We start from the raw sequence: 21,834 nt of genomic DNA, 5'->3' as shown, positions 1-21,834 counted from the left end.
ACCATTCCTTATGGTGAGGATTGACTCACTTGTCTCACTTGACTCGCTTGATGCCGAGCACTGCGATCGCGGCGATCGCGGCGGACACGGTGGCGCGTGACGACTCCTCGACGCGATCGGAGATGAGGGCGTAGATCGGTGCCTGCACCATGTTGAGGCCGACGAGAGCGAGGATGTAGAAGATCGCGATGAGCAGTGCGCTGGACGGACGGGACAGCGACCAGAAGCAGATGCCGTAGATGAACGCGCCGGTGAAGATCCACGGGGTGCGCTTGCCCCACCTGCTGCGCGTGCGGTCGGACAGTGCGCCGACGAACAGGGCGATGAAGATGGAGGCGATGGATCCGGCGGAGTTGATCGCGCCGAGGGCGGCGGTCGATTCGACGGCGCCCATGCCGAGATCGGCGCGCAGGCGCTGGGGGACCAGCACGGACATCGTGCCGAAGAAGGCGATGCCGGAGAGCACGGCGAAGGCATGAAGCCGGCGACATAGCGCCATTTGTCGGATGAGGGGCGGGAAGACGTGGGAGTCACGCTTGCTGCTGTCATTGTTCTGTTGCTTTCTCTTCGTTGAGTAATGGGGTTGGGAAGGTGGGATCAGGCGAGCTGGATCCAAGCGGAGGTGTCTTGAGGTAGCTGGCCGTCCTCGGTGAGCGGTCCGGAGGTGAGGAGTACCTCGCCGGCGGGCAGGTCGACCGGATCGGCGCCGAAGTTGGTGATCGATGCCCATCCGTTGGCACGCCTGTAGGCGATGGTGCCGCCGGTGAAGCCGTTCGCGCCGTCCGGCTTGCCGCTGGAGCGGTCTTCGGGCAGCCATGTCAGGCTCAGGTCGTCGGTCTGCAGCTCGTGACGCAGGGCCAGCGCGCGACGGTAGAGGTTCAGCATGGATTCCGGATCGCTGTCCTCGATGTCGGCGGCGAAGTCCTTGAACCATGCAGGCTGGGGCAGATGCGCCTCCTGACTCGGGGTGCCGTCCGCCTTGGAGGCGGGGGTGAAGCCGAAGGAGTCGGACGGGTCCACCGTCCACGGCAGCGGCACGCGGCAGCCGTCGCGGCCCTTGGTGCTGGCCGCCTGCGAGGTGCGGTGTCCGGACGGATCCTCGACTCGATCCCACGGGATGTCGGCCACCTCGAACAGGCCGAGTTCCTCGCCCTGATAGACGTAGACGGAACCGGGCAGCGCCATCTCCATGAGGATGGCGGCGCGGGCGCGCTTGGTGCCGAGCTCCCTGTCGAGCGGGTACGTGGTGCCGTCTCGCAGCACCCAATCCTTGGCGAGCTGGTGGTATTCGCTGGTCGGCACCTGCGGCAGGCCGTATCGGGTGGCGTGGCGCACCACGTCGTGGTTGCTCATCACCCACGTGGCGGAGGATCCGGAACGCTCGGCGCTGGCGACTCCCTCCTCGATGGCCTCGTGGAAGGCGTCACGGATCCAATCCTTCTTGGCGAACTCGAAATTGAAGATCTGCCCCAGATCGTCGGGGCTGGCGTACAGGTACTGGCGGTTGGGCTGCACCCAGGCCTCGGCCACGGCGAACGCCGGCGGGTTGTACTCGTTGAAGACCTTGCGCCACTCGTGGTAGATCTCGTGGACCTCGTCGCGGTCGATGACCGGGTGGGAGCCGTCGTCCGGCTGGTCGGAGGTGCACCACACGACGTAGTTGTCAAGGTCGTCGCGGTCGAGATCCTTGGCGAGTCCGTGCGCCACGTCCACGCGGAAGCCGTCGGCGCCGTGGTCGAGCCAGAAGCGCAGGGTGGTGATGAAGTCGTCTCGCACCTCGCGGTTGTTCCAGTTCCAGTCGGGCTGTTCCTTGGTGAACATGTGCAGGTACCACTGGCCATCAGGCACGCGAGTCCATGCGGGGCCGCCGAAGTGGTTCTCCCAGTTGGTCGGCGGCTGGTCGCCGTTCGGCCCCTTGCCGTCGCGGAAGATGTAGCGGTCGCGCTCCGGGGAGCCGGGGGCTGCGGCGAGGGCCTCCTGGAACCACGGGTGCAGGTTGGAGCTGTGGTTGGGGACGATGTCGACGACGACCTTGATGCCATGCGCGTGCGCGGCCTTGGCGAGGGCGTCGAAGTCGTCCATCGTGCCGAGCTTCGGGTCGACGTTGCGATAGTCGTCCACGTCGTAGCCGCCGTCGGCGAGCTGCGAGGGGTAGAAGGGGCTCAACCAGATCGCGTCGATGCCAAGCCGGGACAGGTAGCCGATCTTCTCGGTCACGCCGGCGAGATCTCCCAGACCGGAGCCGGTCGTGTCCTTGAAGCTGCGCGGGTAGACCTGGTAGACGGCGGCCTGCTTCCACCACAGTGCGGGGTCGGTGGCGTTGGTCATGCGGTTCCTCCTTGAATCCAGAGTTGTAAAAGCGTTTGCACCTTGTGTTGCAAGGTGTTTTCGTTCTTTCGGGTAGTTGAATAATAGCGCTTGCATAGAGTTGTGCAAAATCGGGTGCAATCGGCGTGTCGTGTCGGCGTGCAGTGTGCTGATTGCACTGAAATACCAATGATGCAAGCGTTTTTACAACAATGGAGTGCAAACGGTGCGATTCGCTGGTGTATCGTGATTGATGCGGCGTCATCCGCGCATCGGGCGGAGGGCGGAGATCGCAACGGCCTCGACGGACACGGGAGAGCGAACATATGAATAGGACGGCAACTCGTACCACGATCAACGACGTCGCCCGCCAGGCCGGCGTCTCCGTATCCACGGTCTCGCGTGCGCTGCGCGGATTGGACAAGGTCAATCCGGACACCCGCGCCCGCGTCGAACGGGCCGCCGAGGAACTCGGCTTCACCTTCTCCAAGACAGCATCGTCGCTCGCCAGCGGACGTTCGATGCGCGTGGCCGTACTCCTGCCCAGTGGCATGGACCAATGGTTCAACGCCAATGCATTCGAGGGGCTGTACGAAGGGCTCTCAAGCGAGGGATACGACGTCGTTCCCTATGTGATGTGGTCGGAGGTCGATCTGGACGGCTTCCTGCGAACGGTGTCGGGAACGCAGAACGTCGACGCGATCATCGTCGCCTCGTTCCTGCTTGACGCCGACCGTCAACGCATGCTCGCAACGCTCTCCACTCCGACGATCGGCGTCAACACGCCATCGGTCGAAGGACTGGACGCCTCCGTACGCATCGATGACAAGGCGGCGATGCGCGGGGTGATCAGACTGCTGCGCTCCCTCGGCCACGAGGCCGTGGCGTATGTCGAGCAGCCGGTGCAGTCATCGCCGTTCGTGTGCAGCGATTCGGTTCGTCTTCAGGGATTCCTCGACGCGGTGAACGAACAGGGGTACGACGAGACCCAGGTGCTGACGATCCCCTCGATCGACCGGTATGGCTCCGCGGATGGGGACGACGAGCATCTGGCGATCTCCGACATCGCCGCGCAACTGGTCGGAGCCACCCCCAGACCCACCGGCATATGCGTCGAGAACGACCGGTGCGCAGTGCTGCTGCTCAAGGAGCTGCGCAGACTGGGATGGCGTATCCCCGAAGAGGTGTCGCTCGTCGGATTCGACGGCGACTCGCTGGGAGACGTCGTCGACCTGAGCACCGTACGGCAGGATCCGAAACGACTCGGACGCGTCGCCGCGGACAAGGCGCTGCGGCTCATGCGCGGCGAGACGCTCGACGAGCCTCACACGATCCTGCCCACATCGCTGCTGACGCGATCCACCACAGCACGCCTGTGATCCGCGTCTACGCGTCCCCTGCCGGGTATAGTCTGAACTGTTCTTTTCCAAGACGAACGATGACGAAAGAGGGACGACAATGGTTGACGCACATGACGCCGAAACCTACAGCGCGAAGGATTCGCGCCTCATCTGGATCGACTGCGAGATGACCGGACTCGACATCTTCGGCGGCGACGAGCTCGTCGAAGTGTCGGTCGTGCCCACCGACTTCGACCTGAACGTGCTGGACGAGGGAGTCGACTACGTCATCAAGCCGAGCCGGAAGGCCGTGGATCACATGAACGACTTCGTGCGCCAGATGCACACACGCTCCGGACTCATCAACGAGTGGGAGCACGGTCTCACGCTCGAGGAGGCCGAGCAGAAGGTCACCGAGTACGTGGCGCGCTTCACCCCGGACGGCGTGCGCCCGCTGCTCGCCGGCAACACCATCGGCTCCGACAAGAAGTTCCTCGACCACTACATGCCGAACCTCATGAGCCACCTGCACTACCGCAGCATCGACGTGAGCACCCTCAAGGAACTCGCTCGCCGCTGGTACCCGGCCGTGTACGAGAACCGCCCGCCGAAGAACGGCGGCCACCGCGCGCTCGCGGACATCATCGAATCGCTCGACGAACTGCGTTACTACCGTGCGGCCGTCATGGCCGCCGCCCCCGGGCCGGACGCCGCCGAAGCCGCGCGCATCCGCGACGAGATCGTCGCGACCAGCCTGAACAACCAGTGAGACCGTCTCCGAGGGGCTGATCGATGCGGCAGAGCGAGGCGTTGGCGATTCTGAATGCCGGGGCGAACGTGTTTCTGACGGGTGCGCCCGGCGCCGGCAAGACGTACGTGCTCAACGAGTTCATCCGCGGTGCGCGCGCAGACGGTGCCGACGTGGCCGTCACCGCCTCCACCGGCATCGCCTCGACGCACATCGACGGCCAGACCATCCACTCGTGGAGCGGCATCGGTCTCGCTAACGTGCTCACCGCAAGCCTGCTCAAGACCATCAGAACCCGGCGCCGCCGCCGAATCCAGGCCGCCGACATCCTCGTCATCGACGAGGTGTCGATGCTGCACGCCTGGCTGTTCGACATGGTCGATCAGGTGTGCCGTCAGGTCCGGCACGATCCGCGCCCCTTCGGCGGTCTGCAGGTGGTGATCTCCGGAGACTTCTTCCAGCTGCCGCCGGTCTCCGTCTCCGGACGCGACCGCGACGTGCTGCCGGTGCGCCCCGAATTCATCGCCTCGCGTGAACGGTATGCGCGCGCCGGACTCAACCCGGAAGGGTTCGTCACCGAATCGCTCGTCTGGGCCGAACTCGATCCGGCCGTCTGCTACCTGACCGAACAGCATCGTCAGGACGACGGCAAGCTGCTCGGCGTGCTGAGCGACATCCGCTCCGGATGCGTCAGCGACGCGGACCGCGACCTCCTCGTCACCCGCCTCGGCGTCCGGCCGGCCGAAGGCGAGGTGGCCGTCCACCTGTTTCCCGTCAACCGTCAGGCCGACAATCTCAATGACGTGAAACTCGCGCGGATCAACGCCGAGCAGCACACGTTCCACGCCGAACAGGCGGGTCCCGCGAACCTCGTCGACCGGCTCAAACGCAACATGCTCGCCCCCGAACAGCTTGTGCTCAAGGAGGGGGCGGCCGTCATGGCCCTGCGCAACGACACCGACCGCCAGTTCGTCAACGGATCGCTCGGCACGGTGCGCGGATTCGCCGCCGACAACAAGGGCGGCTGGCCGATCGTCGAATTCGAGAACGGCAACATCGTCACGATGAAACAGGCTACATGGGAGATGATGGACGGCGACGAGGTGCTCGCCTCCGTTTCGCAGGTGCCGCTGCGCTGCGCATGGGGCATCACCATCCACAAGTCGCAGGGCATGACGCTCGATCGCGCGGTCATGGATCTGAGGCGCACGTTCGCGCCCGGCATGGGGTACGTGGCGCTCTCCCGCGTCGAATCGCTGGACGGACTGTATCTGGAGGGCGTCAACAACCGCATGTTCCTCGTCTCACCCGACGCCGTCATGCTCGACGGCGATCTGCGCGAGGCGTCCGCCGCCGCATCCGACCTGCTCGCCGACCAGGGCGCCGGCGCGTTCAAGCCGTCGGCGCTCGCGTCCGCTGCCGACGACGAATTCGCCCAAGAGTCTCTGTTCTAGCGTCCTATTGTTGGGGGGATTCGGGATGTCGCATATTGAAAAACGATATAGTATTATCGAAATGCAATGCAATCGTACTGTATGGCGATAATCGCTATGTACTGCATGATTGCCGGCGAAGCGTCGTCCGGCGGTCGGCGAAACGGCAAGGGAGTGAACCATGGCTGACATGTCGAACGAGATATGGCCCGAATACCATCCCACCGCCATAGCGGTGCTCAAAGGGCTGATCGTGGTTATCGAGATCGGTTGCCTGTGGGGGCAGTATGTACTGGTCGTCGCCTCGGGCGACTTCATTCAGGTGTATCCCGAGTTCGCGCCCGCCCGATGGCCGTATGCCATCGCCGGAATCTTCGGAGTCCTGTGCTTCGAGGCTGCGCTGGTGCCCCTATGGCGTCTGCTCACCCTGGTGAAGCGGCGTGACGTCTTCTCCGGCAAGGCCGTCACATGGACGAACGCCATCATCGTGTGCGCGCTCGCCGAGGCCGCGATCGTCGTCTTCGTGCTGCTCTATGGGTCCATCGCCCAATTCCCGTATCACGATCCCTCCAGCGGGCAATACGTGGATCTGGCCATGGGATCCGCCGCGTTGGGGATGGCGTGTCTTGGGGCGTTGCTGCTCATCGCCGCGTTCATACTGCTGCTCATTGTCATGCGTTCGCTGCTGGTGACCGCCATCGCCCAGCGCAGCGAACTCGCGGAGGTGATTTGACATGGCCATCCGCGTGAACCTCGACGTCATGCTCGCCAAACGGCGTATGAGCGTCAACGAGCTCGCCGAGCGCGTGGGCATCACGCCCGCCAACGTCTCCGTGCTCAAGAACGAGCGGGCCAAGGCGGTGCGTTTCACCACGCTCGACGGCATCTGCCGCGCGCTCGACTGCCAGCCCGGAGACATCCTCGAATACGTGGACGAACGTCATCAGCAGTGACGCGATGCGTCCGATGCGGCCGTCATACCGTGACGGTTGCCGGATGGAGCGATATGAGGGATTCAGCGCCGAAATTGGTCGAAATCGTGCTGGGTCCCGCAAATCCCGAGGACTCAGCACGATTCTCAGTGGTCTTTACGCTGAGTTCCGCATACGTCCGTACCTGAGCGGATATGGGACGCCGTGCAGACAAGACCATGTCACGTGGAATCAATTGTTGATGTATAACAAACGTTGACAATTGCATCTGAAACAAGTGCGAAGATGTGTTGGAAGCTATACAATGAAAAACGTCAAAGAGATCAGACGAAAACTACGTGAAAAGAGTTTATGATGTAGCATATTTAAAGCATGCTATTATGGTCGAATGGAATGTATCGTGAGGCTAAAAACGAGTCTGCCTCACGGCATTGTGAGATTGATTGAATGGGCGGGTGATCGGGATTAAAGTAGGAATAGTTGATAATGATCACATGTCTCTCAGTGTCCTAGGACAGATGGTTTCAAAGGATCATGAATGTCATATATTGTGGCTGCTTGATTCCGGGGAAGCATTGATAGGTAAATGCCTTGATGAACACGTTTGGCCTGATGTTATATTGATTGATGCTGAACTTGGTGATTCGTCGGGTATAAGTTTATGCCGAAGATTGAGGGAGGTGAATTCATCTGTTTCTGTGGTAATAATAACATCTTATCCGCTTCGGAGATATTATTACAGAGCGATTATGGCCGGAGCTCAGGGGTTGATACACAAAAGCGATTACAGATACTTGATACCGGTATTGCATGAAGTGCATGACGGGAGTGCAATGTCCGTATCGACGTTCAGGGACATGTCTGAAGTGACTGGTGCTGATGGGATAACTATTTCATCGCAAGAAAGCGGAGATGACGATCGTCCTCCTGCTCCTCAAGAATGGTTCAAGTCGGCTTCGGATAGTTATGACATGCGCCATTCGCGTAAATATAAGGACAAATCTTGTCTTAACTATATGGAAGAGATGGTTCTTCGTCTGTCCGCCGAAGGAATGACTCAAAATGATATTGCTAGAGAAATTGGAATATCCTCCACTAGCGTTCGGACTTATTCATTACGGGCGAGGAGAAAGCTGAAATCGAAGACTTTGATACAAGCGGTGGTTACATGGTTGTCGATTAATTCATAGAGGTGATCTATCGTGGATAAGATCAAGACGGCGGTTCGTCGTCATAAATGGACGATGGTTGTTTCCTTTGCTGTGTTGTGCTACAGCATTATCCAAATATATGGTTCTGGATATTTTTCGTTTGCACTGCCTGTTGATATTGTTTTATTTCTTGCGGTATATATTCTACTCATTGCACTATTCGCTGTTTTGCCATGTGTGGCAAGTCTGCTGCTTGTCGTGTTGCGCGTTGTGGTTGCTTTTCTGCCGAATGATTTGTATACCCTTCAGGCATTGGGTGTGCTGATTGCGATCTGCTTTCTTGCATATATTTTGCCAGTAGTATGGTCATCTTGTGTTCTTTTGGTCTTGTGTTCGATGCTTTTATTGTCCGAGTATTGGCTTCACCATGATATACAACAGATTATGTCTGTCATATATCTATGCATAATCTTCTTTTGTATCGGAAGGGCTATTCTTCGTATTCGTTTGGACAACAATGACTTGGTTAAACAAGTCAGATCACGAAACCTCATGTACAGAATATATATGTCTGAAGCACTTCATGATAAGGTGACCAATGAGTTATCTTCGATTATTCTCATGTGTGGACGCTCACATGATGATAGCTCTGGTGAAATGGATGCGAAGAGTGTTGCTGCCGTTGAGTTGTGCGCTCAAAAAGCTTTGCTCAACACGCATCGTGTCATGAATCTGCTTGTAGATGAAAGTGATCCTCATCTCCCAAAAACGGGAATGCTGAATTCTGATAGTATCAGTCACTTTCTAGTTGAATCCGACACCTATCTTCATGACATGGGATATGTGGGTAAATCTGTCTTCAATAGTGTTAGAAAGCACGATGTCATATATCCTGATGTGACCCTTGATGTACTCAAGGAGTTGTATGTAAACATTGAAAAATACTGTATTGTGAGTAGTGGTGCATATGATTTGAAGATTGTTGATGAAGGGGAATGTCTCACTATCTGCAGTTCCAATGCTATTTCCACTAAGAAGAGCGAAGTTCGATCCTTCGGATTGGGGACTGGGTTGAAATCGATGCAGTCAAAATTGTCTATGCTGGGAGGCAGTGTGCAGTATTCTGTCGAAGATGGCCGTTGGCATGTCAAGGTGACCATCCCGCTGAATTCCGTTGGTTGCTCTCGTCAGCTACCTGACTGATGCATGCTCCCGTAAGGAAAGGAGTCTATGCTTAGAACGGAGAGGCGGGGATCGTATGACGAGACGATTGGTGCGGACTCTGAAAGGCCAGATGCTATGACGGGGAATCGGACGGCGCGAAATGGCGATAATGGTCGTGACTCTGCCTACGGTGACGAGATCGATGATCCGACTCTTCTGGACAATCTGTCCCATTCTGACGAGTCTGTTGATGAATCGAGCGAGTCGATGGAGGACGACCTTTACGCGGCCGCGAAGCCTGGGCGCGGAGACTTCTCTGAGAGCTCCTCACAGAGCGATGCCGGGAGCGGCGCTGGGAGACGCCACGCCGATGTGCGTCGCCTGCGCACGCCGATCGTCGTCGCGGTGATCGCGTTGTTCGCGGCGGGACTGGTGTTCGCCGGGTGGACGGTCACGAGTTCGGTACTGACGTCGCAGCGTCACGCGCATGAAAGCGCACTCGCCGGATGCCGCGCCTCCCGCCGCGCGTACACGGAGACCGCCACCACGTTCACACCGACCCTCGCCACATCGAAGACGCTGCTCGACAAAACCAAGGGATTCGACGACAGCGAGACCCGCGAACGACTCCAGCAACAGGTGAACCGTACGGACGGCATCGACTTCACGGCGCTCGCCGCCGCCGACTGCACGGACGACATGTCCACCGCGGCGCTGGACGACCTGTCCGACCGGTACGGCATCGCCGACACCCAGATGGACACGGCCCTCATCTCCATGCCGTACGACATGCAGACCCTGCAGGGCATTCTCGATGGTCTGACCGTCAGGGACGCGCGTGCACGACTTGACACGCTCCTCGACAAGGCGCGCACCGCCTATACGCGATCCGACGGCAAGGCCGACAACGCCCTGCGCGCCGTACTCAAGCAGACCATCGACGCGGCGCAGCATACGCTCGACACCACGTCCACCACCGACGCGGCGACCATTGCGAACGCGACCGGACCGCTCTCCGACGCCACGGACAAGGTTATTGCCGCCATGCCGCTCGACTGCCATTTCATCAATTGCGTGGCCCTGACCTTCGATGACGGCCCCAACAAGCAGCGCACGCCGAAGATCCTCGACGAGCTCAAACGGGCCAAGGTACCCGCCACGTTCTTCCTGCAGGGCCAGTTCGTCAACGGCTCCAACGTGTCCCTCGTCAAACGCATGATCGCCGAAGGACACTCCGTCGGATCGATCTCATGGCGGCACACGCAGATGCATGCGATGAGCGCCGACCAACTTGCCAAATGGTTCAAGGACACCGACGACGTGATCTCGCAGGCCTCAGGCAAACCCGTCACCCTGTTCCGCCCGCCGGACGGTGCCTGGAGCGACGCCCTGCGCGCCGCCGCGAAAGCCAACAACCAATCGATGATCATGTGGAGCGTCGACTCCGGCGACTGGGACGGCAAGGCCACGGCCTCCGCAATCGCCAAACGCGTGGTCTCCGACGCTGCCCCGGGTTCGATCGTCGCCCTGCACGACGGCAATGCGGCAACCGCCAAGGCCTTTCCCGAGATCATCAAGGGACTCGAGAAGAAGGGCTATCATCTCGTCACCGTCGACACGCTCCTCGCCGGCGCCATGCAGCCTGTTGAGCCCGGCGACATGATCTACAGTCTCGACAGCGTCGACGCCGTACAGCAGGGTGGTCAAGTAGGCGCCGCCAGCTGAGTCCAGCCGAATCGGTCATCGTCGTGCGATAGGCGATCGCGAGACGCGGACATCCAACGACGACTACCATAGGACGTGAAAGAGGTGGTCGTTATGGTGCGTGCCGATTTCGTTCGTCTGGCAGCGGTGGCCGGAGCCTTCTACCCCGATGATCGCGTCGTATTGAAGAAGATGATCAGCCGACAGCTCGACTACGGGCGCGAATTGCTTGCGAAGCTGGAGGATGACGGGAACGACGGCGATTCCCTGCCGCAGGGCGCCCCGAAGGCGGTGATCGTGCCGCACGCCGGATACGTGTACTCCGGCACGACCGCGGCGCTCGCCTATGCGCTGCTCGAACGCGGACGCGGCACGATCCGCCGCGCGGTGATCGTCGGGCCTACGCATCGTGTACCGGTCCGCGGCGTCGCCTGCTCGTCGGCCGTCGCGTTCGAGACCCCGCTCGGCACGGTGCCGATCGACGTCGCGTCCGAACGTCGCGCATTGGGACTGCTATCCGGCGATGACGCGGACAGGCCTGACGATGTCGGAGGCGCGTTGCGCTCCGGCATGTGCGCGCTGCCGGACGCACCCGCCCCTGCGCTCATCGTCGACGATCCGACGCACGCGCAGGAGCATGCGGTCGAAGTGCAGATCCCGTTCCTCCAGACCGTGTTCGGACCGGATCTCGAGATCGTGCCGCTCAACGCCGGCGACGCCACGCCCCGCGAGGTCGGCGACGTGCTGCGCGCCCTGTGGGGCGGTCCCGAAACCGTCATCGTCATCAGCTCCGACCTGTCCCACTATCATCCGCAGGAGTATGCGCGCGAACTCGACGACGAAACCATCGACGCGATCGCGCACCTGCACGGGCCCATCCACCCGCGGCGCGCATGCGGCGCCTACCCGGTCAACGGCCTGCTCGACGTGCTGGCACGCGGGCTGCATCCCGATTCGTCTCCGGCATCGCAGGGGAGCGCCGCAGGAGACGACGTCGCCTTCGACCTGCTGCTGCTCGGCCGCAGCACCTCCGGCGACGACGGCGTGGTCGCGCTCGCCGGCGAGCCGCGTCCCGCGATGCGCGACCCCGACGAGGCCGTCGTCGGCTACTCGTCGTTTGCGATCTGGCAGGAGAGCGAATCCGCAGGTGGCGTGAGGACTGCGGAACGCGATGCGGCATCGCGGAACGGATCGGATCCCGCATCCGAGCAGGAAGCGTCCGGCCACGATGCAGGCCACGGTGTCGACCGTGACGCCGACCACGGCACCGTGCTCCTCAAACTCGCCCGAGCGGCCATCCGCGAACATCTCGGACTGGACGACGACCCCGCCGACCGTCCGAATGCGATCATCGCACGCCATTCGTGGCTCGACGAACCCGGTGCGAGCTTCGTCACCCTAACCGAACAGGGCGACCTGCGCGGTTGCATCGGCACGCTCGAGGCATACCGGTCGCTGGGCCGGGACGTCGCCGACCACGCGGTCGACGCGGCCAGCCGCGACCCGCGGTTCATGCCCGTGACGTCACGCGAATACCCGCTGCTCGACGTGGAGGTGTCGGTGCTTTCGCGCCCCGAACCGATCGCCGTGCGCTCGCGTACGGAACTCGAGCGCGCGCTGAAGCCCGGTGAGGACGGGCTCATCCTCGCCGACGGTCGCGGACGCCGCGCCACGTTCCTGCCGCAGGTGTGGGAGCAATTGCCCGACCCGCACGACTTCGTCTCCCATCTGCTCGCCAAGGCCGGCATCACGCCGAGCCTCGACTGGGATCACAGCGAGATCGAGTGCGAACGCTATGGGGTGACGGCCTATGCCGAGCGGGAGTGACCTGCGGCCACAGGACACCTTCGGCCCGGCCCTCGGCCGCTGGCAGACGCGGTTCGACGACGGTACCGGCCGCGCCCGCTGCGAACTGTGCCCGCGCCGTTGCGTGCTCAAGCCCGGACAGCGCGGCTTCTGCTTCGTACGCTCCAACCATGACGGCGTGATCGTGTCCGACACATACGGCCGCAGCTCCGGATTCGCCGTCGACCCGGTCGAGAAGAAGCCACTCAACCACTTCCACCCCGGCTCCAGCGTCCTGAGCTTCGGCACGGCCGGATGCAACTCCGGATGCCGGTTCTGTCAGAACTGGGACATTTCGCGCGCTCGCGATTACGATCGTCTCGGCGTCGAGGCGAGCCCCGAAAGGATCGCGCGCGTTGCCGCCGATCGTGGCATCGACTCGGTCGCGTTCACCTACAACGATCCGATCGTGTTCGCCGAATATGCGATCGACACCGCCTACGCATGCCGTGCGCGCGGCATCCATCCGATCGCCGTCACCGCCGGATACATGGCCGCGCCCGCCCGCGCCGACTTCTACGATGCGATGGACGCCGCCAACATCGACCTGAAGGGCTTCACCGAGGACTTCTACTGGAAGGTTACCGGCACGCACCTGCAGGACGTGCTCGACACCATCGACTATGCGGTCAACGAGGCGCGCATCCCGGACGGGCGGCACGTGTGGGTGGAGCTGACGACGCTGCTCATCCCCGGCCTCAACGACGACGACGCGCAGCTGCACGCCGAATGCACGTGGATACGCGAGCACTGCGGACCGGACGTGCCCCTGCACTTCTCCGCGTTCCACCCCGCATGGAAGATGACCGACGTGCCGCCCACCCCGCACGCGACGCTCACCCGCGCCCGCGGAATCGCCCTGGACGAGGGACTCCACTACGTCTACACCGGCAACGTGCATGACACCGACGGCGACACCACCTACTGCCCGAACCCGTCCTGCCGAACGCCGCTCGTGGTGCGCGACTGGTATCGGATCATCGACGACCGGCTTACGGGCGGGACTCCGGCAGGAGAGAGCGGGAACGATGGACGTGATGCGGAGGGCGTGCGATGCCCCGAGTGCGGGACCGTGATCGCCGGCAGGTGGTGATCTCCCCGCCGGCGGGTGATCTCGGGTGATTGCGGGCGATCGTGGGAGGGCACGCGGAAGGATACGCGGGCAACGGGCGTGCGGATGGGCAGGCCGATGTACATCACCCGCTTGTCGGTTGACGCGAATATCTTGGAGCGTATGACTTCCAATACCCTTCGTATGTCTACCCTGTTCCTGCGCACCCTGCGCGAGGACCCCGCCGACGCGGACGTCGATTCCGCCAAGCTTCTGCAGCGCGCCGGATACATCCGCAAGGCCGCGCCCGGCATCTGGACCTGGCTGCCGCTCGGCCTGCGCGTGCTCAACAAGATCGAGGACATCATCCGCGAGGAGATCAACGGCATCGGCGCCCAGGAGGTGCACTTCCCGGCCCTGCTGCCGCGTGAACCGTACGAGGCCACCCACCGCTGGGAGGAGTACGGCGACAACATCTTCCGTCTGAAGGACCGTCACCAGGCCGACTACCTGCTCGCGCCGACGCACGAGGAGATGTTCACGCTGCTGGTCAAGGACATGTATTCGTCCTACAAGGACCTGCCCGTCACCCTCTACCAGATCCAGACCAAGTACCGCGACGAGTTCCGTCCGCGCGCCGGCCTCATCCGCGGCCGCGAGTTCATCATGAAGGACGCCTACTCCTTCACGATCGACGAGGAGGGCATGCGCAAGGCGTACTACGACGAGCGTGGCGCCTATGAGCGTATCTTCCAGCGTCTCGACCTGAAGTACGTGCCCGTGTTCGCGATGTCCGGCCCGATGGGCGGTTCCGCGTCTGAGGAGTTCCTCGCCCCGATGGCCATCGGCGAGGATACGTTCGCGCTCGCCCCGTCCGGCAAGGCCTGGAACGTCGAGGCGCTGCACACGCCCGAAATGCCGGAGATCGATGCTTCGAACACCCCGGCGATGGAGACCCGTGAGACCCCTGACTCCAAGACGATCGAGGCGCTGGTCGACACCGCCAACCGCCTGTACCCGCGTGAGGACGGTCGCGAATGGACCGCCGCCGATACGCTGAAGACCGTCGCCATCACGGTGATGCACGCCGAGGACGAGGACCATGACAAGCCGTGGCGCGAGGTCATCGCCGTGGCCGTGCCGGGCGATCGCCAGGTGGACATGAAGCGTCTCGAGGCGCAGTTCGCGCCGTCCGAGATCGAGGAGTCCACTGAGGAGGACCTCAAGGCCCACCCGGAGATGATCGCCGGATACATGGGACCGATGGCGTTCGGCAAGCAGGGCGAGACCGCAGGCGTCGCTGAGCCGGTGCGCTTCTTCGTCGATGCGCACGTCGTGAAGGGATCCGAATGGATCATTGGCGGCGACGAGGCCGGCAAGCACCGCTTCCACGCGGTCTATGGCCGTGATTTCGAGGCCGACGGCACCGTCGAGGCTGTCGAGGTGCGTCACGGCGACATGAGCCCGGACGGCTCCGGCCCGCTGAGCTTCGAGCGCGGCGTCGAGATCGGCCAGGTCTTCCAGCTCGGTCTCAAGTACTCCAAGGCTCTGGACTTGAAGGTCCTCGACCAGAACGGCAAGGCCGTTCCGGTGTGGATGGGCTGCTACGGCATCGGCGTCTCCCGCGTGCTCGCCTGCATCGCCGAAACGCATCACGACGACAAGGGCCTCGCATGGCCGACCGTCATCGCGCCGGCGCAGGTCCACGTGGTCGCCACCGGCAAGGACGAGAAGGCGTTCGAGGGCGCCGAGAAGCTGGTCGCCGATCTCGAGGCCAAGGGCGTCGAGGTCATCTACGATGACCGCAAGAAGGTCTCCCCGGGCGTCAAGTTCAAGGATGCCGAGCTGATCGGTGTGCCGGTCATCGCCGTGGTCGGCCGCGACTACGTCAACGACGGCACCATCGAGATCCGTGACCGCGACGGCGAGAACAAGGTCGCCGTGCCGGCCGATCAGGCCGTCGACGAGCTGGCGAAGCGCATCTGATTCGTCGTTGTGCCGTCCCTTCGGCTCCCCTTGTCAGGGGAGCCGTTTTTTATCCACAACACGCCCGTGACGCTAGGCTCCGCCCACATATTCCGATCGGTCTTGCTCGTGCACCGTGCTCCGACGCACGCTGGAGGCACCGAAGAACGGCCGCCCGTGGTCACACGCGCGGGTGAGGCCGTCTCTTCGGTCCATCATCGATCGCATCGGCCAACGAGGGCCGATCGCATACGGAAAGGACCAATCGACATGGGTATCCAGCAAATTCAGGTGACCGTCACCGGCAATCTCGGTGCGGACCCCAGATCCTTCGGCAAAAGCATCGACGCTCCCGCCTGTTCGTTTCGCATCGGGGTTACTCCACGATTCTATGACTCGGGTCTCGGGCAGTGGCGTGACCGCGAGACCACGTGGGTGGGTGTGCGCGCCTATCGCACGCTCGCTTCGAACATCCTGGGATCGTTGCACAAGGGCGATCCCGTCATCGTGACCGGCACGCTCCACTCGGAGCGCTGGCGCAAGGAGGGTGAACAGACCGACCGGTTCACGCCGGTGATCGACGCCGTCGCCGTCGGTCACGATCTGAGTCAAGGCATCGGCCGATTCCGCCGGGTCGGGCGCGAACAGCCCGCCTCGGACGCGGCGGAATCGGAACGGAACGATCAGAACGGGCGGAACGTCCCCAATGAGCAGGGATCGGATTCGTACGCCAATGCCGGTGGTACCGGCGCTCCCAGCAATGATCCGCTGCCGGGCTCCTCGACACCGGTGAGCCCGGTCGACATCCTCGGTGCGCCGCGGGATGACGATGCCGATGGCACCGAGGTGTACGGTGCCATGAGCGAGGACGAGTCCGCCGACGGCGAAGCCGAGTCCGCCGACGGGACCGTGGATGACGATGGTGTCATCCACGACGAATCCGCAGGTGGCGAAAACGCTGATGGGGCCGATACCGAGTGGGAGACGTCCTCGGGAATGTAACCCCAGCCGACGACGATAACAACGACAACAACGACAATGGCGGAGGCGTCAGCAGCATGCTGGCTCCTCCGCCATTTCATGACCGGTCTGGTCGACTACCAGATGCGCACGCGCTGGTCGGGGGCGAGGTACATCGGATCGCCCTCCTTGACGTCGAACGCCTTGTAGAACAGATCCACGTTGCGCACGATGCCGTTCGTGCGGCATTCGGCGGGGGAGTGCGGATCGATCTGCAGATACTGCTCGGCCAGCTCGTCACGGTTCTTCGTACGCCAGATCGACGCGTAGCTCAGGAAGAAGCGCTGCACGCCGGTGAACCCGTCCATCTCGGGGGCGGTGGCGAGCGACGCCTCGATCGCCTCGGCGGAACCGTCCTCGGCGCGGCCCGCGGCCTTGTCGAGTGCGAACGCATACGCCTTGAGCGCGATGTTCACGCCGCCCAGATCGCCGATGTTCTCGCCGATCGTCAACGCGCCGTTGACATGCGGGGCCTTCTCCGGCTCGTCGGCGTACTTCTCCTGCAGCTGCCTGGGCACGAACGCGTTGTACTGCCCGATGAGCGCCTTCGTGCGCTGCTCGAAGTTGGCCTTGTCCGTAGGTGTCCACCAGTCGTTGAGCTTGCCGTCGCCGTCGTACTGCGAACCCTGATCGTCGAAGCCGTGGCCGATCTCGTGGCCGATCACCGCGCCGATGCCGCCGTAGTTGGCCGCATCCTCGGCCTGCGGGTCGAAGAACGGCGGCTGGAGGATCGCGGCCGGGAAGACGATCACGTTCATCGTCGGCTCGTAGTAGGCGTTGACCGTCTGCGGGTTCATCAGCCACTCGTCCTTGTCGACCGGCTTGCCGACCTTCTCCAGCTGATATCCGATCTCGTAGAGCGCAGCGGCCTGCATGTTCTCGGCGAGCACGGCGTCCTCGTGCACATCCAGCGCCGTGTAGTCGCGCCAATGGTTCGTGTATCCGATCTTCGGTGTGAACTTGGCGAGCTTCTCGAGGGCCTTCTCCTTCGTCTCCTCGCCCAGCCAGTCGGAGTTCGTGATCGACACGCGGTAGGCGTCGATCAGGTTCGCGACCAGCTGCTCCATACGCTGCTTGGAGCTTTCGGGGAAGTGACGGCGCACGTACTCGCGGCCCACGTCCTCGCCGCAGATGCCGTTGACGAGGCTCACGCCGCGCTTCCAGCGATCGCGCTGCTTCTTCGCGCCGGAAAGCACCTTGCCGAAGAAGTCGAAGTTCGTCCTGTCGAACGCGCGGGAGAGGTAGGAGGCGGATCCGACGATGAGATGCACGCGGGCCCAAAGCTTGAGATCGTCGAGATCGGCGGCCTCCCAGAACGCGTCAAGACCCTCCAGGAAGCTCGGCTCGTGGACGATCACGCGCGAGAACACCGAGCGCAGGTCGAGCGGCTGCACCTTGGCGGCGGCGGTCGCATCATAGCCGGCCTGCCATGCGTCGATCCACGCATCCAGATCGAAGTGCTTGAGCGTCGCGGCCAGATCGGCGTAGTCGGTGGGGTTGTAGGTCTTCACCGAATCGCGCGTGGCCACGTTGTCCCAATGGTTCGCGGCGATCCTGGTCTCCACGTCGAGGAATCGGGCGGCCATGTCGAGCGCTTCCTGGCTCGGCGTGACGGTCACGTCCTCAACGTCGTCGCCTTCGCCGTCCTCGCCGTCGGTCTGCGACTTCGGCAGTTCGTCGCCGACGTTCGGATTGTCCTCGGCGGCCGGCGCGTAGCCGGCGTTGACGAGCTGGACGGCGACCATGTGCACGTAGGCGTCACGCACCGGCGCGTAATGGTCCTCACGGTAGTACGCCTCGTCCGGCAGCAGGATGCCGGCCTGCTCGATGTGCGCGATGTTGAGATCCGGATTGCCCGGGTCGCCGTAGATCGGCAGCGCGAACACGTCGACGCCGGTGGACGCGTTGAGACGTCCGAGCGTGCGGGTGAGCTCCGCCTTGTCCTTGGCGGCATCGATCGCGTCGAGATCGGCCTTGATCGGGGCGATGCCCTGCTGTTCGATCAGATCGGTGTTGAGGAACGAACGGTACAGGGCCTGCGACTTGACGGCCGGGCAGCCGTCCTCATCCTCGAGGATGTCGCGGATCTGGTTCTCCGCGTTTTCGGCGAGCTTGTCGAACGAGCCGTAGCGGGAACGATCGTCGGGCAGACGGTACGTGTCGATCCACGGGCCGTTCACGTAACGGAACAGGTCGTCGGAAGGCTTGATGACGCCGGAGAACGATGCCGGATCGATGCCGGACTTCAATGCGCTGGTAGCGCCGGTGGTTGCAGATGCTTCACTCATAACGACCACAGTAGTCGCCACGGGGGAGCGGAGGCGGCGTTCGTCCGCCTGCCGTCCCCGCGAATGCTCGTGAGATCGGATCAGATCAGCGTGAGCTGGCGATGGATGACCGCGTCGTTTCCCTTGGCGGTGACGTCGGTCCAGTCGACCGCGCCGAAGCCACGGCCGGCGTGGCGATCCGTGTAGCGGTGCATCCATTCGAGGCACTGCTGGGTCTGGATCGCATCGCTCAGCGCGCGATGCTCCTCGTTGTCCGCGATGCCGAATCGCTGGATCAGGTCGAGCAGACGGTGATGGCGCTGCGAGGGGAACAGCGTGCGGCTGATCTGCATCGTGTCATAGTCGACGCAGGAGAACGGGCCTCCGAGCACCTTGCGTGCGTTCCAGTCGAGGAAGCGGATGTCGAAGCTCACGTTGTGGCCGACGATCGGCTCGAACGGGACGGCGGCGATGGCGGTGTCGGTGTTACCGGCACCGGCACCGGCCGGTTCGGGCTCGTAGGAGGCGTTCGGATCGGCCGAGACGCCGGCCGACAGCCACGAGACGAATCGCGGCAGCACCTCGTCGATCGTCGGCAGTCCCGCGACCATCTCGTCGGTGATGCCGGTCAGTTTGACGACCTGCGCAGGAATCGGACGTAGCGGGTTCACCAGCTGCTGGAACCGGTCCACGATACGCCGGTCGCGCACGCGCACCGCACCGATCTCCGTGATCGAGCAGCTGTTCGGGTAGAAGCCGGTGGTTTCCAGATCGAGCGTCACGTAGTCCGTGGGGAAGCCGGACATGAGGGATCCGGCGGCAGGAGAGCCGGCCGTGTCCGAACCGTTCCCGGTCGGAAGATCATCGAAATCGTCGGTACGGCCGAACGTGGTGATGCCGGAAACGGTCACTGGGTGCTCCTTCGGTTGCGTGTGTGTATGGCTTATGTGGCGTCCTGCGTGCGTCACGCGTCGTGCATGGACACGCGCGTTGTCGCGGGCCTCGAAATGCTCAATCCATAGTAGATGTACGCGTGGAGGCCGGGCGCGGGCGTCGGTCTATATTGGTGGGATACGCATGCGCAGTCGATGCGTGGAGGAGAACGGACGACAAGGAGAGAACGGGACGATGACACGGATCGTAGCGGGAATCGTGGCGCACGTGGATGCAGGCAAGACCACGCTGTCGGAGGCGCTGCTCTACCGCACCGGAGAGATCCGCAAACTCGGCCGCGTGGACCACGGCGACGCGTTCCTCGACACCAACGCGCTCGAGAAGGCGCGCGGCATCACGATCTTCGCGCATCAGGCGCTCGTCGAGCACGGCGATCTCAGGCTCACCCTGCTCGACACGCCCGGTCACGTCGACTTCGCCGCCGAAACCGAACGTGTGCTGCGTGTCCTCGACTACGCGATCCTCGTCGTCTCCGGCATCGACGGCGTGCAGGGCTACACCGAGACGCTGTGGCGACTGCTCAGACGGTACGACGTGCCGGTGTTCCTGTTCGTCAACAAGGCGGATGCCCCCGGATTCGACCGCGACGCGATCCTCGCGCAGCTGCACGCGCGGCTGAGCGACGCGATCCATCCGCTTCCGACGGTCGGTGCCGATCCGTCCGCGGACGGAAGCGACGGAAGCGCGGCGGTGCCGTTCGGCGACGAGATCGAGGACATCGCCGCATTGGACGAGCATGCGATGGAGGAGTACTTCGACGCCGGCGCGATCACGCTCGACCGCGTGCGTGCGATGATCGCCGCGCGCGAACTGTTCCCCGTGTTCTTCGGATCCGCGTTGAAGCTCGACGGCGTCGAGGAGTTCCTCGACGGATTCGCCGCCTACGCACGCGAACCGCAATGGCCCGCCGACTTCGGCGCACGCGTGTTCAAGATCTCGCACGATGACAAGCACAACCGACTCACCTGGCTTCGCGTGACCGGCGGCACGCTCAAGGCGAAGTCGCTGATCGATGGAGAAGGCGCCGAGAAGGGTGCGGAGAAGATCGACCAGGTGCGCGTCTACAACGGCGCCCGATTCGACATCGCCGCCGAACTGCCGGCAGGATCGGTGTGCGCGGTCACCGGGCTGGAACGCACGTTTCCCGGCGAGGGGCTGGGCATCGAACCGGATGCCGAATCGCCCGAAATGCAGCCGGTGCTCACCTACACCGTGCTTCCCGCCGGAGCAGCCGGCGCCGGGGCCGATTCCATGGCCGGCACCGGCGGCGAATCCGCGGTCGGCGCGTCGGACGAATCCACTCCCGCGGATCGCCCGCGCTTCGATGACCTCACCCTGCATCGGGTGCTCACCGCCTTGCGCGAGCTCGAGGACGAGGATCCGCTGCTGCACGTCGTATGGGTGGAGCGCGTGCAGGAGATCCACGTGCAGCTGATGGGTGCGGTCCAGTTGGAGATCATCCAGCAGACGCTGCACGAACGCTTCGGTCTGGACGTGTCGTTCGGTGCCGGATCGATCCTCTACCGTGAGACCATCACCCGTCCGATCGAAGGCGTGGGGCATTTCGAGCCCCTGCGCCACTACGCCGAGGCGCACATCCTTCTGGAGCCGGGCGAGCCGGGCAGCGGCGTGCACGTCGCCTCCGCACTGTCCGTGAACGAGCTCGACCGCAACTGGCAGCGTCTGATCCTTACGCATCTGACCGAACGCGAGCATCTGGGCGTGCTGACCGGTTCGCCATTGACCGACGTGAAGATGACGCTGGTGGCCGCGCGTGCGCACCTGAAGCACACCGAGGGCGGCGACTTCCGTCAGGCCACGTACCGTGCGATCCGTCAGGGGCTGATGGAGGCGCGATCCGGCGTCGTCGGGCACGCGGTCGTCGGAACGGATACGGCGCGGCCCGAGTACGAGATCGACGAGGACGAGGAGACGCAGGAGTCGAACGACGCG

At 63.0% G+C, this 21,834-nt stretch carries 16 protein-coding genes and 1 pseudogene; 13 read left to right on the top strand and 4 right to left on the bottom strand.

Going from position 1 to position 21,834, the window contains the following annotated elements:
- Positions 1-34 precede the first annotated feature (34 nt).
- Both EMB92_RS03920 and EMB92_RS03915 read right to left on the bottom strand, forming a co-directional pair.
- On the bottom strand, positions 35-499 hold the full coding sequence (locus EMB92_RS03920) for an MFS transporter (RefSeq protein ID WP_238549599.1): 465 nt from the start codon (positions 497-499) through the stop codon (positions 35-37).
- 98 nt (positions 500-597) lie between these two features.
- Entirely contained in the window at positions 598-2,328 is a 1,731-nt protein-coding gene (locus EMB92_RS03915) for a glycoside hydrolase family 13 protein (RefSeq protein ID WP_043164911.1), read from the bottom strand.
- A 305-nt stretch (positions 2,329-2,633) separates the two neighbouring features.
- On the opposite strand from EMB92_RS03915, the gene EMB92_RS03910 reads away from it, so the two are divergent.
- From EMB92_RS03910 to EMB92_RS03855, 12 genes are all read left to right on the top strand, one after another.
- Positions 2,634-3,686 (top strand): LacI family DNA-binding transcriptional regulator, encoded by a 1,053-nt coding sequence (locus EMB92_RS03910; RefSeq protein WP_043164912.1) that lies wholly within the window; start codon positions 2,634-2,636, stop codon positions 3,684-3,686.
- A 79-nt stretch (positions 3,687-3,765) separates the two neighbouring features.
- Entirely contained in the window at positions 3,766-4,416 is a 651-nt protein-coding gene (gene orn, locus EMB92_RS03905) for an oligoribonuclease (protein WP_043164915.1), read from the top strand.
- A 23-nt stretch (positions 4,417-4,439) separates the two neighbouring features.
- A complete protein-coding gene (locus EMB92_RS03900; protein ID WP_043164916.1) occupies positions 4,440-5,849 on the top strand; it encodes a DEAD/DEAH box helicase in 1,410 nt (469 codons plus the stop codon).
- A 160-nt stretch (positions 5,850-6,009) separates the two neighbouring features.
- The gene (locus EMB92_RS03895) at positions 6,010-6,561 is read left to right on the top strand and encodes a DUF2975 domain-containing protein (RefSeq protein ID WP_052119044.1); all 552 of its coding nucleotides are present in this window, start codon (positions 6,010-6,012) and stop codon (positions 6,559-6,561) included.
- Position 6,562: 1 nt separating this feature from the next.
- Positions 6,563-6,781, top strand: a complete 219-nt coding sequence (locus EMB92_RS03890; protein WP_043164917.1) for a helix-turn-helix domain-containing protein — start codon at positions 6,563-6,565, stop codon at positions 6,779-6,781.
- A gap of 434 nt (positions 6,782-7,215) precedes the next feature.
- The gene (locus EMB92_RS03885) at positions 7,216-7,950 is read left to right on the top strand and encodes a response regulator transcription factor (RefSeq protein WP_223847551.1); all 735 of its coding nucleotides are present in this window, start codon (positions 7,216-7,218) and stop codon (positions 7,948-7,950) included.
- 12 nt (positions 7,951-7,962) lie between these two features.
- Complete coding sequence (locus EMB92_RS03880; protein WP_150393824.1) at positions 7,963-9,114, top strand: sensor histidine kinase; 1,152 nt, start codon at positions 7,963-7,965, stop codon at positions 9,112-9,114.
- Positions 9,115-9,342: 228 nt separating this feature from the next.
- Entirely contained in the window at positions 9,343-10,800 is a 1,458-nt protein-coding gene (locus EMB92_RS03875; protein ID WP_052401184.1) for a polysaccharide deacetylase family protein, read from the top strand.
- Positions 10,801-10,893: 93 nt separating this feature from the next.
- Positions 10,894-12,606, top strand: a complete 1,713-nt coding sequence (gene amrB / locus EMB92_RS03870; protein WP_150393823.1) for an AmmeMemoRadiSam system protein B — start codon at positions 10,894-10,896, stop codon at positions 12,604-12,606.
- Positions 12,590-13,717 carry an AmmeMemoRadiSam system radical SAM enzyme gene (gene amrS / locus EMB92_RS03865; protein ID WP_081887197.1) on the top strand — a complete coding sequence of 376 codons (1,128 nt, stop codon included), beginning with the start codon at positions 12,590-12,592 and terminating at the stop codon, positions 13,715-13,717. The genes amrB and amrS overlap by 17 nt, the downstream gene beginning before the upstream one ends.
- 162 nt (positions 13,718-13,879) lie before the next feature.
- Positions 13,880-15,661, top strand: coding sequence for a proline--tRNA ligase (locus EMB92_RS03860; protein ID WP_190973544.1), 1,782 nt, complete (start codon positions 13,880-13,882; stop codon positions 15,659-15,661).
- Positions 15,662-15,910: 249 nt separating this feature from the next.
- Positions 15,911-16,642 (top strand): single-stranded DNA-binding protein, encoded by a 732-nt coding sequence (locus EMB92_RS03855; RefSeq protein WP_150393822.1) that lies wholly within the window; start codon positions 15,911-15,913, stop codon positions 16,640-16,642.
- A 95-nt stretch (positions 16,643-16,737) separates the two neighbouring features.
- On the opposite strand, the gene EMB92_RS03850 is transcribed toward EMB92_RS03855, so the two are convergent.
- Both EMB92_RS03850 and EMB92_RS03845 read right to left on the bottom strand, forming a co-directional pair.
- Positions 16,738-18,948, bottom strand: coding sequence for a M13 family metallopeptidase (locus EMB92_RS03850; protein ID WP_150393821.1), 2,211 nt, complete (start codon positions 18,946-18,948; stop codon positions 16,738-16,740).
- A gap of 80 nt (positions 18,949-19,028) precedes the next feature.
- On the bottom strand, positions 19,029-19,838 hold the full coding sequence (locus EMB92_RS03845) for a 3'-5' exonuclease (RefSeq protein ID WP_395951691.1): 810 nt from the start codon (positions 19,836-19,838) through the stop codon (positions 19,029-19,031).
- A 217-nt stretch (positions 19,839-20,055) separates the two neighbouring features.
- Here EMB92_RS03845 and EMB92_RS03840 point away from each other — a divergent pair.
- Positions 20,056-21,816, top strand: a pseudogene (locus tag EMB92_RS03840) (GTP-binding protein); the annotation flags it as partial.
- Between the last annotated feature and the right edge of the window lie 18 nt (positions 21,817-21,834).

Origin of the sequence: Bifidobacterium callitrichos (assembly GCF_008698085.1) — a bacterium.
Classification (GTDB): Bacteria; Actinomycetota; Actinomycetes; order Actinomycetales; family Bifidobacteriaceae; genus Bifidobacterium; species Bifidobacterium callitrichos.
The sequence above is the reverse complement of the archived record's forward strand: the minus strand, read 5'-3'. Positions and strand labels throughout refer to the sequence as shown.

What these genes read in the sequence shown, in the direction of transcription:
- EMB92_RS03920 (WP_238549599.1), bottom strand. Translation starts at nt 499, where the DNA reads ATGGCGCTATGTCGCCGGCTTCATGCCTTCGCCGTGCTCTCCGGCATC.
- EMB92_RS03915 (WP_043164911.1), bottom strand. Translation starts at nt 2,328, where the DNA reads ATGACCAACGCCACCGACCCCGCACTGTGGTGGAAGCAGGCCGCCGTC.
- EMB92_RS03910 (WP_043164912.1), top strand. Translation starts at nt 2,634, where the DNA reads ATGAATAGGACGGCAACTCGTACCACGATCAACGACGTCGCCCGCCAG.
- orn (WP_043164915.1), top strand. Translation starts at nt 3,766, where the DNA reads ATGGTTGACGCACATGACGCCGAAACCTACAGCGCGAAGGATTCGCGC.
- EMB92_RS03900 (WP_043164916.1), top strand. Translation starts at nt 4,440, where the DNA reads ATGCGGCAGAGCGAGGCGTTGGCGATTCTGAATGCCGGGGCGAACGTG.
- EMB92_RS03895 (WP_052119044.1), top strand. Translation starts at nt 6,010, where the DNA reads ATGGCTGACATGTCGAACGAGATATGGCCCGAATACCATCCCACCGCC.
- EMB92_RS03890 (WP_043164917.1), top strand. Translation starts at nt 6,563, where the DNA reads ATGGCCATCCGCGTGAACCTCGACGTCATGCTCGCCAAACGGCGTATG.
- EMB92_RS03875 (WP_052401184.1), top strand. Translation starts at nt 9,343, where the DNA reads ATGGAGGACGACCTTTACGCGGCCGCGAAGCCTGGGCGCGGAGACTTC.
- amrB (WP_150393823.1), top strand. Translation starts at nt 10,894, where the DNA reads ATGGTGCGTGCCGATTTCGTTCGTCTGGCAGCGGTGGCCGGAGCCTTC.
- amrS (WP_081887197.1), top strand. Translation starts at nt 12,590, where the DNA reads ATGCCGAGCGGGAGTGACCTGCGGCCACAGGACACCTTCGGCCCGGCC.
- EMB92_RS03860 (WP_190973544.1), top strand. Translation starts at nt 13,880, where the DNA reads ATGTCTACCCTGTTCCTGCGCACCCTGCGCGAGGACCCCGCCGACGCG.
- EMB92_RS03855 (WP_150393822.1), top strand. Translation starts at nt 15,911, where the DNA reads ATGGGTATCCAGCAAATTCAGGTGACCGTCACCGGCAATCTCGGTGCG.
- EMB92_RS03850 (WP_150393821.1), bottom strand. Translation starts at nt 18,948, where the DNA reads ATGAGTGAAGCATCTGCAACCACCGGCGCTACCAGCGCATTGAAGTCC.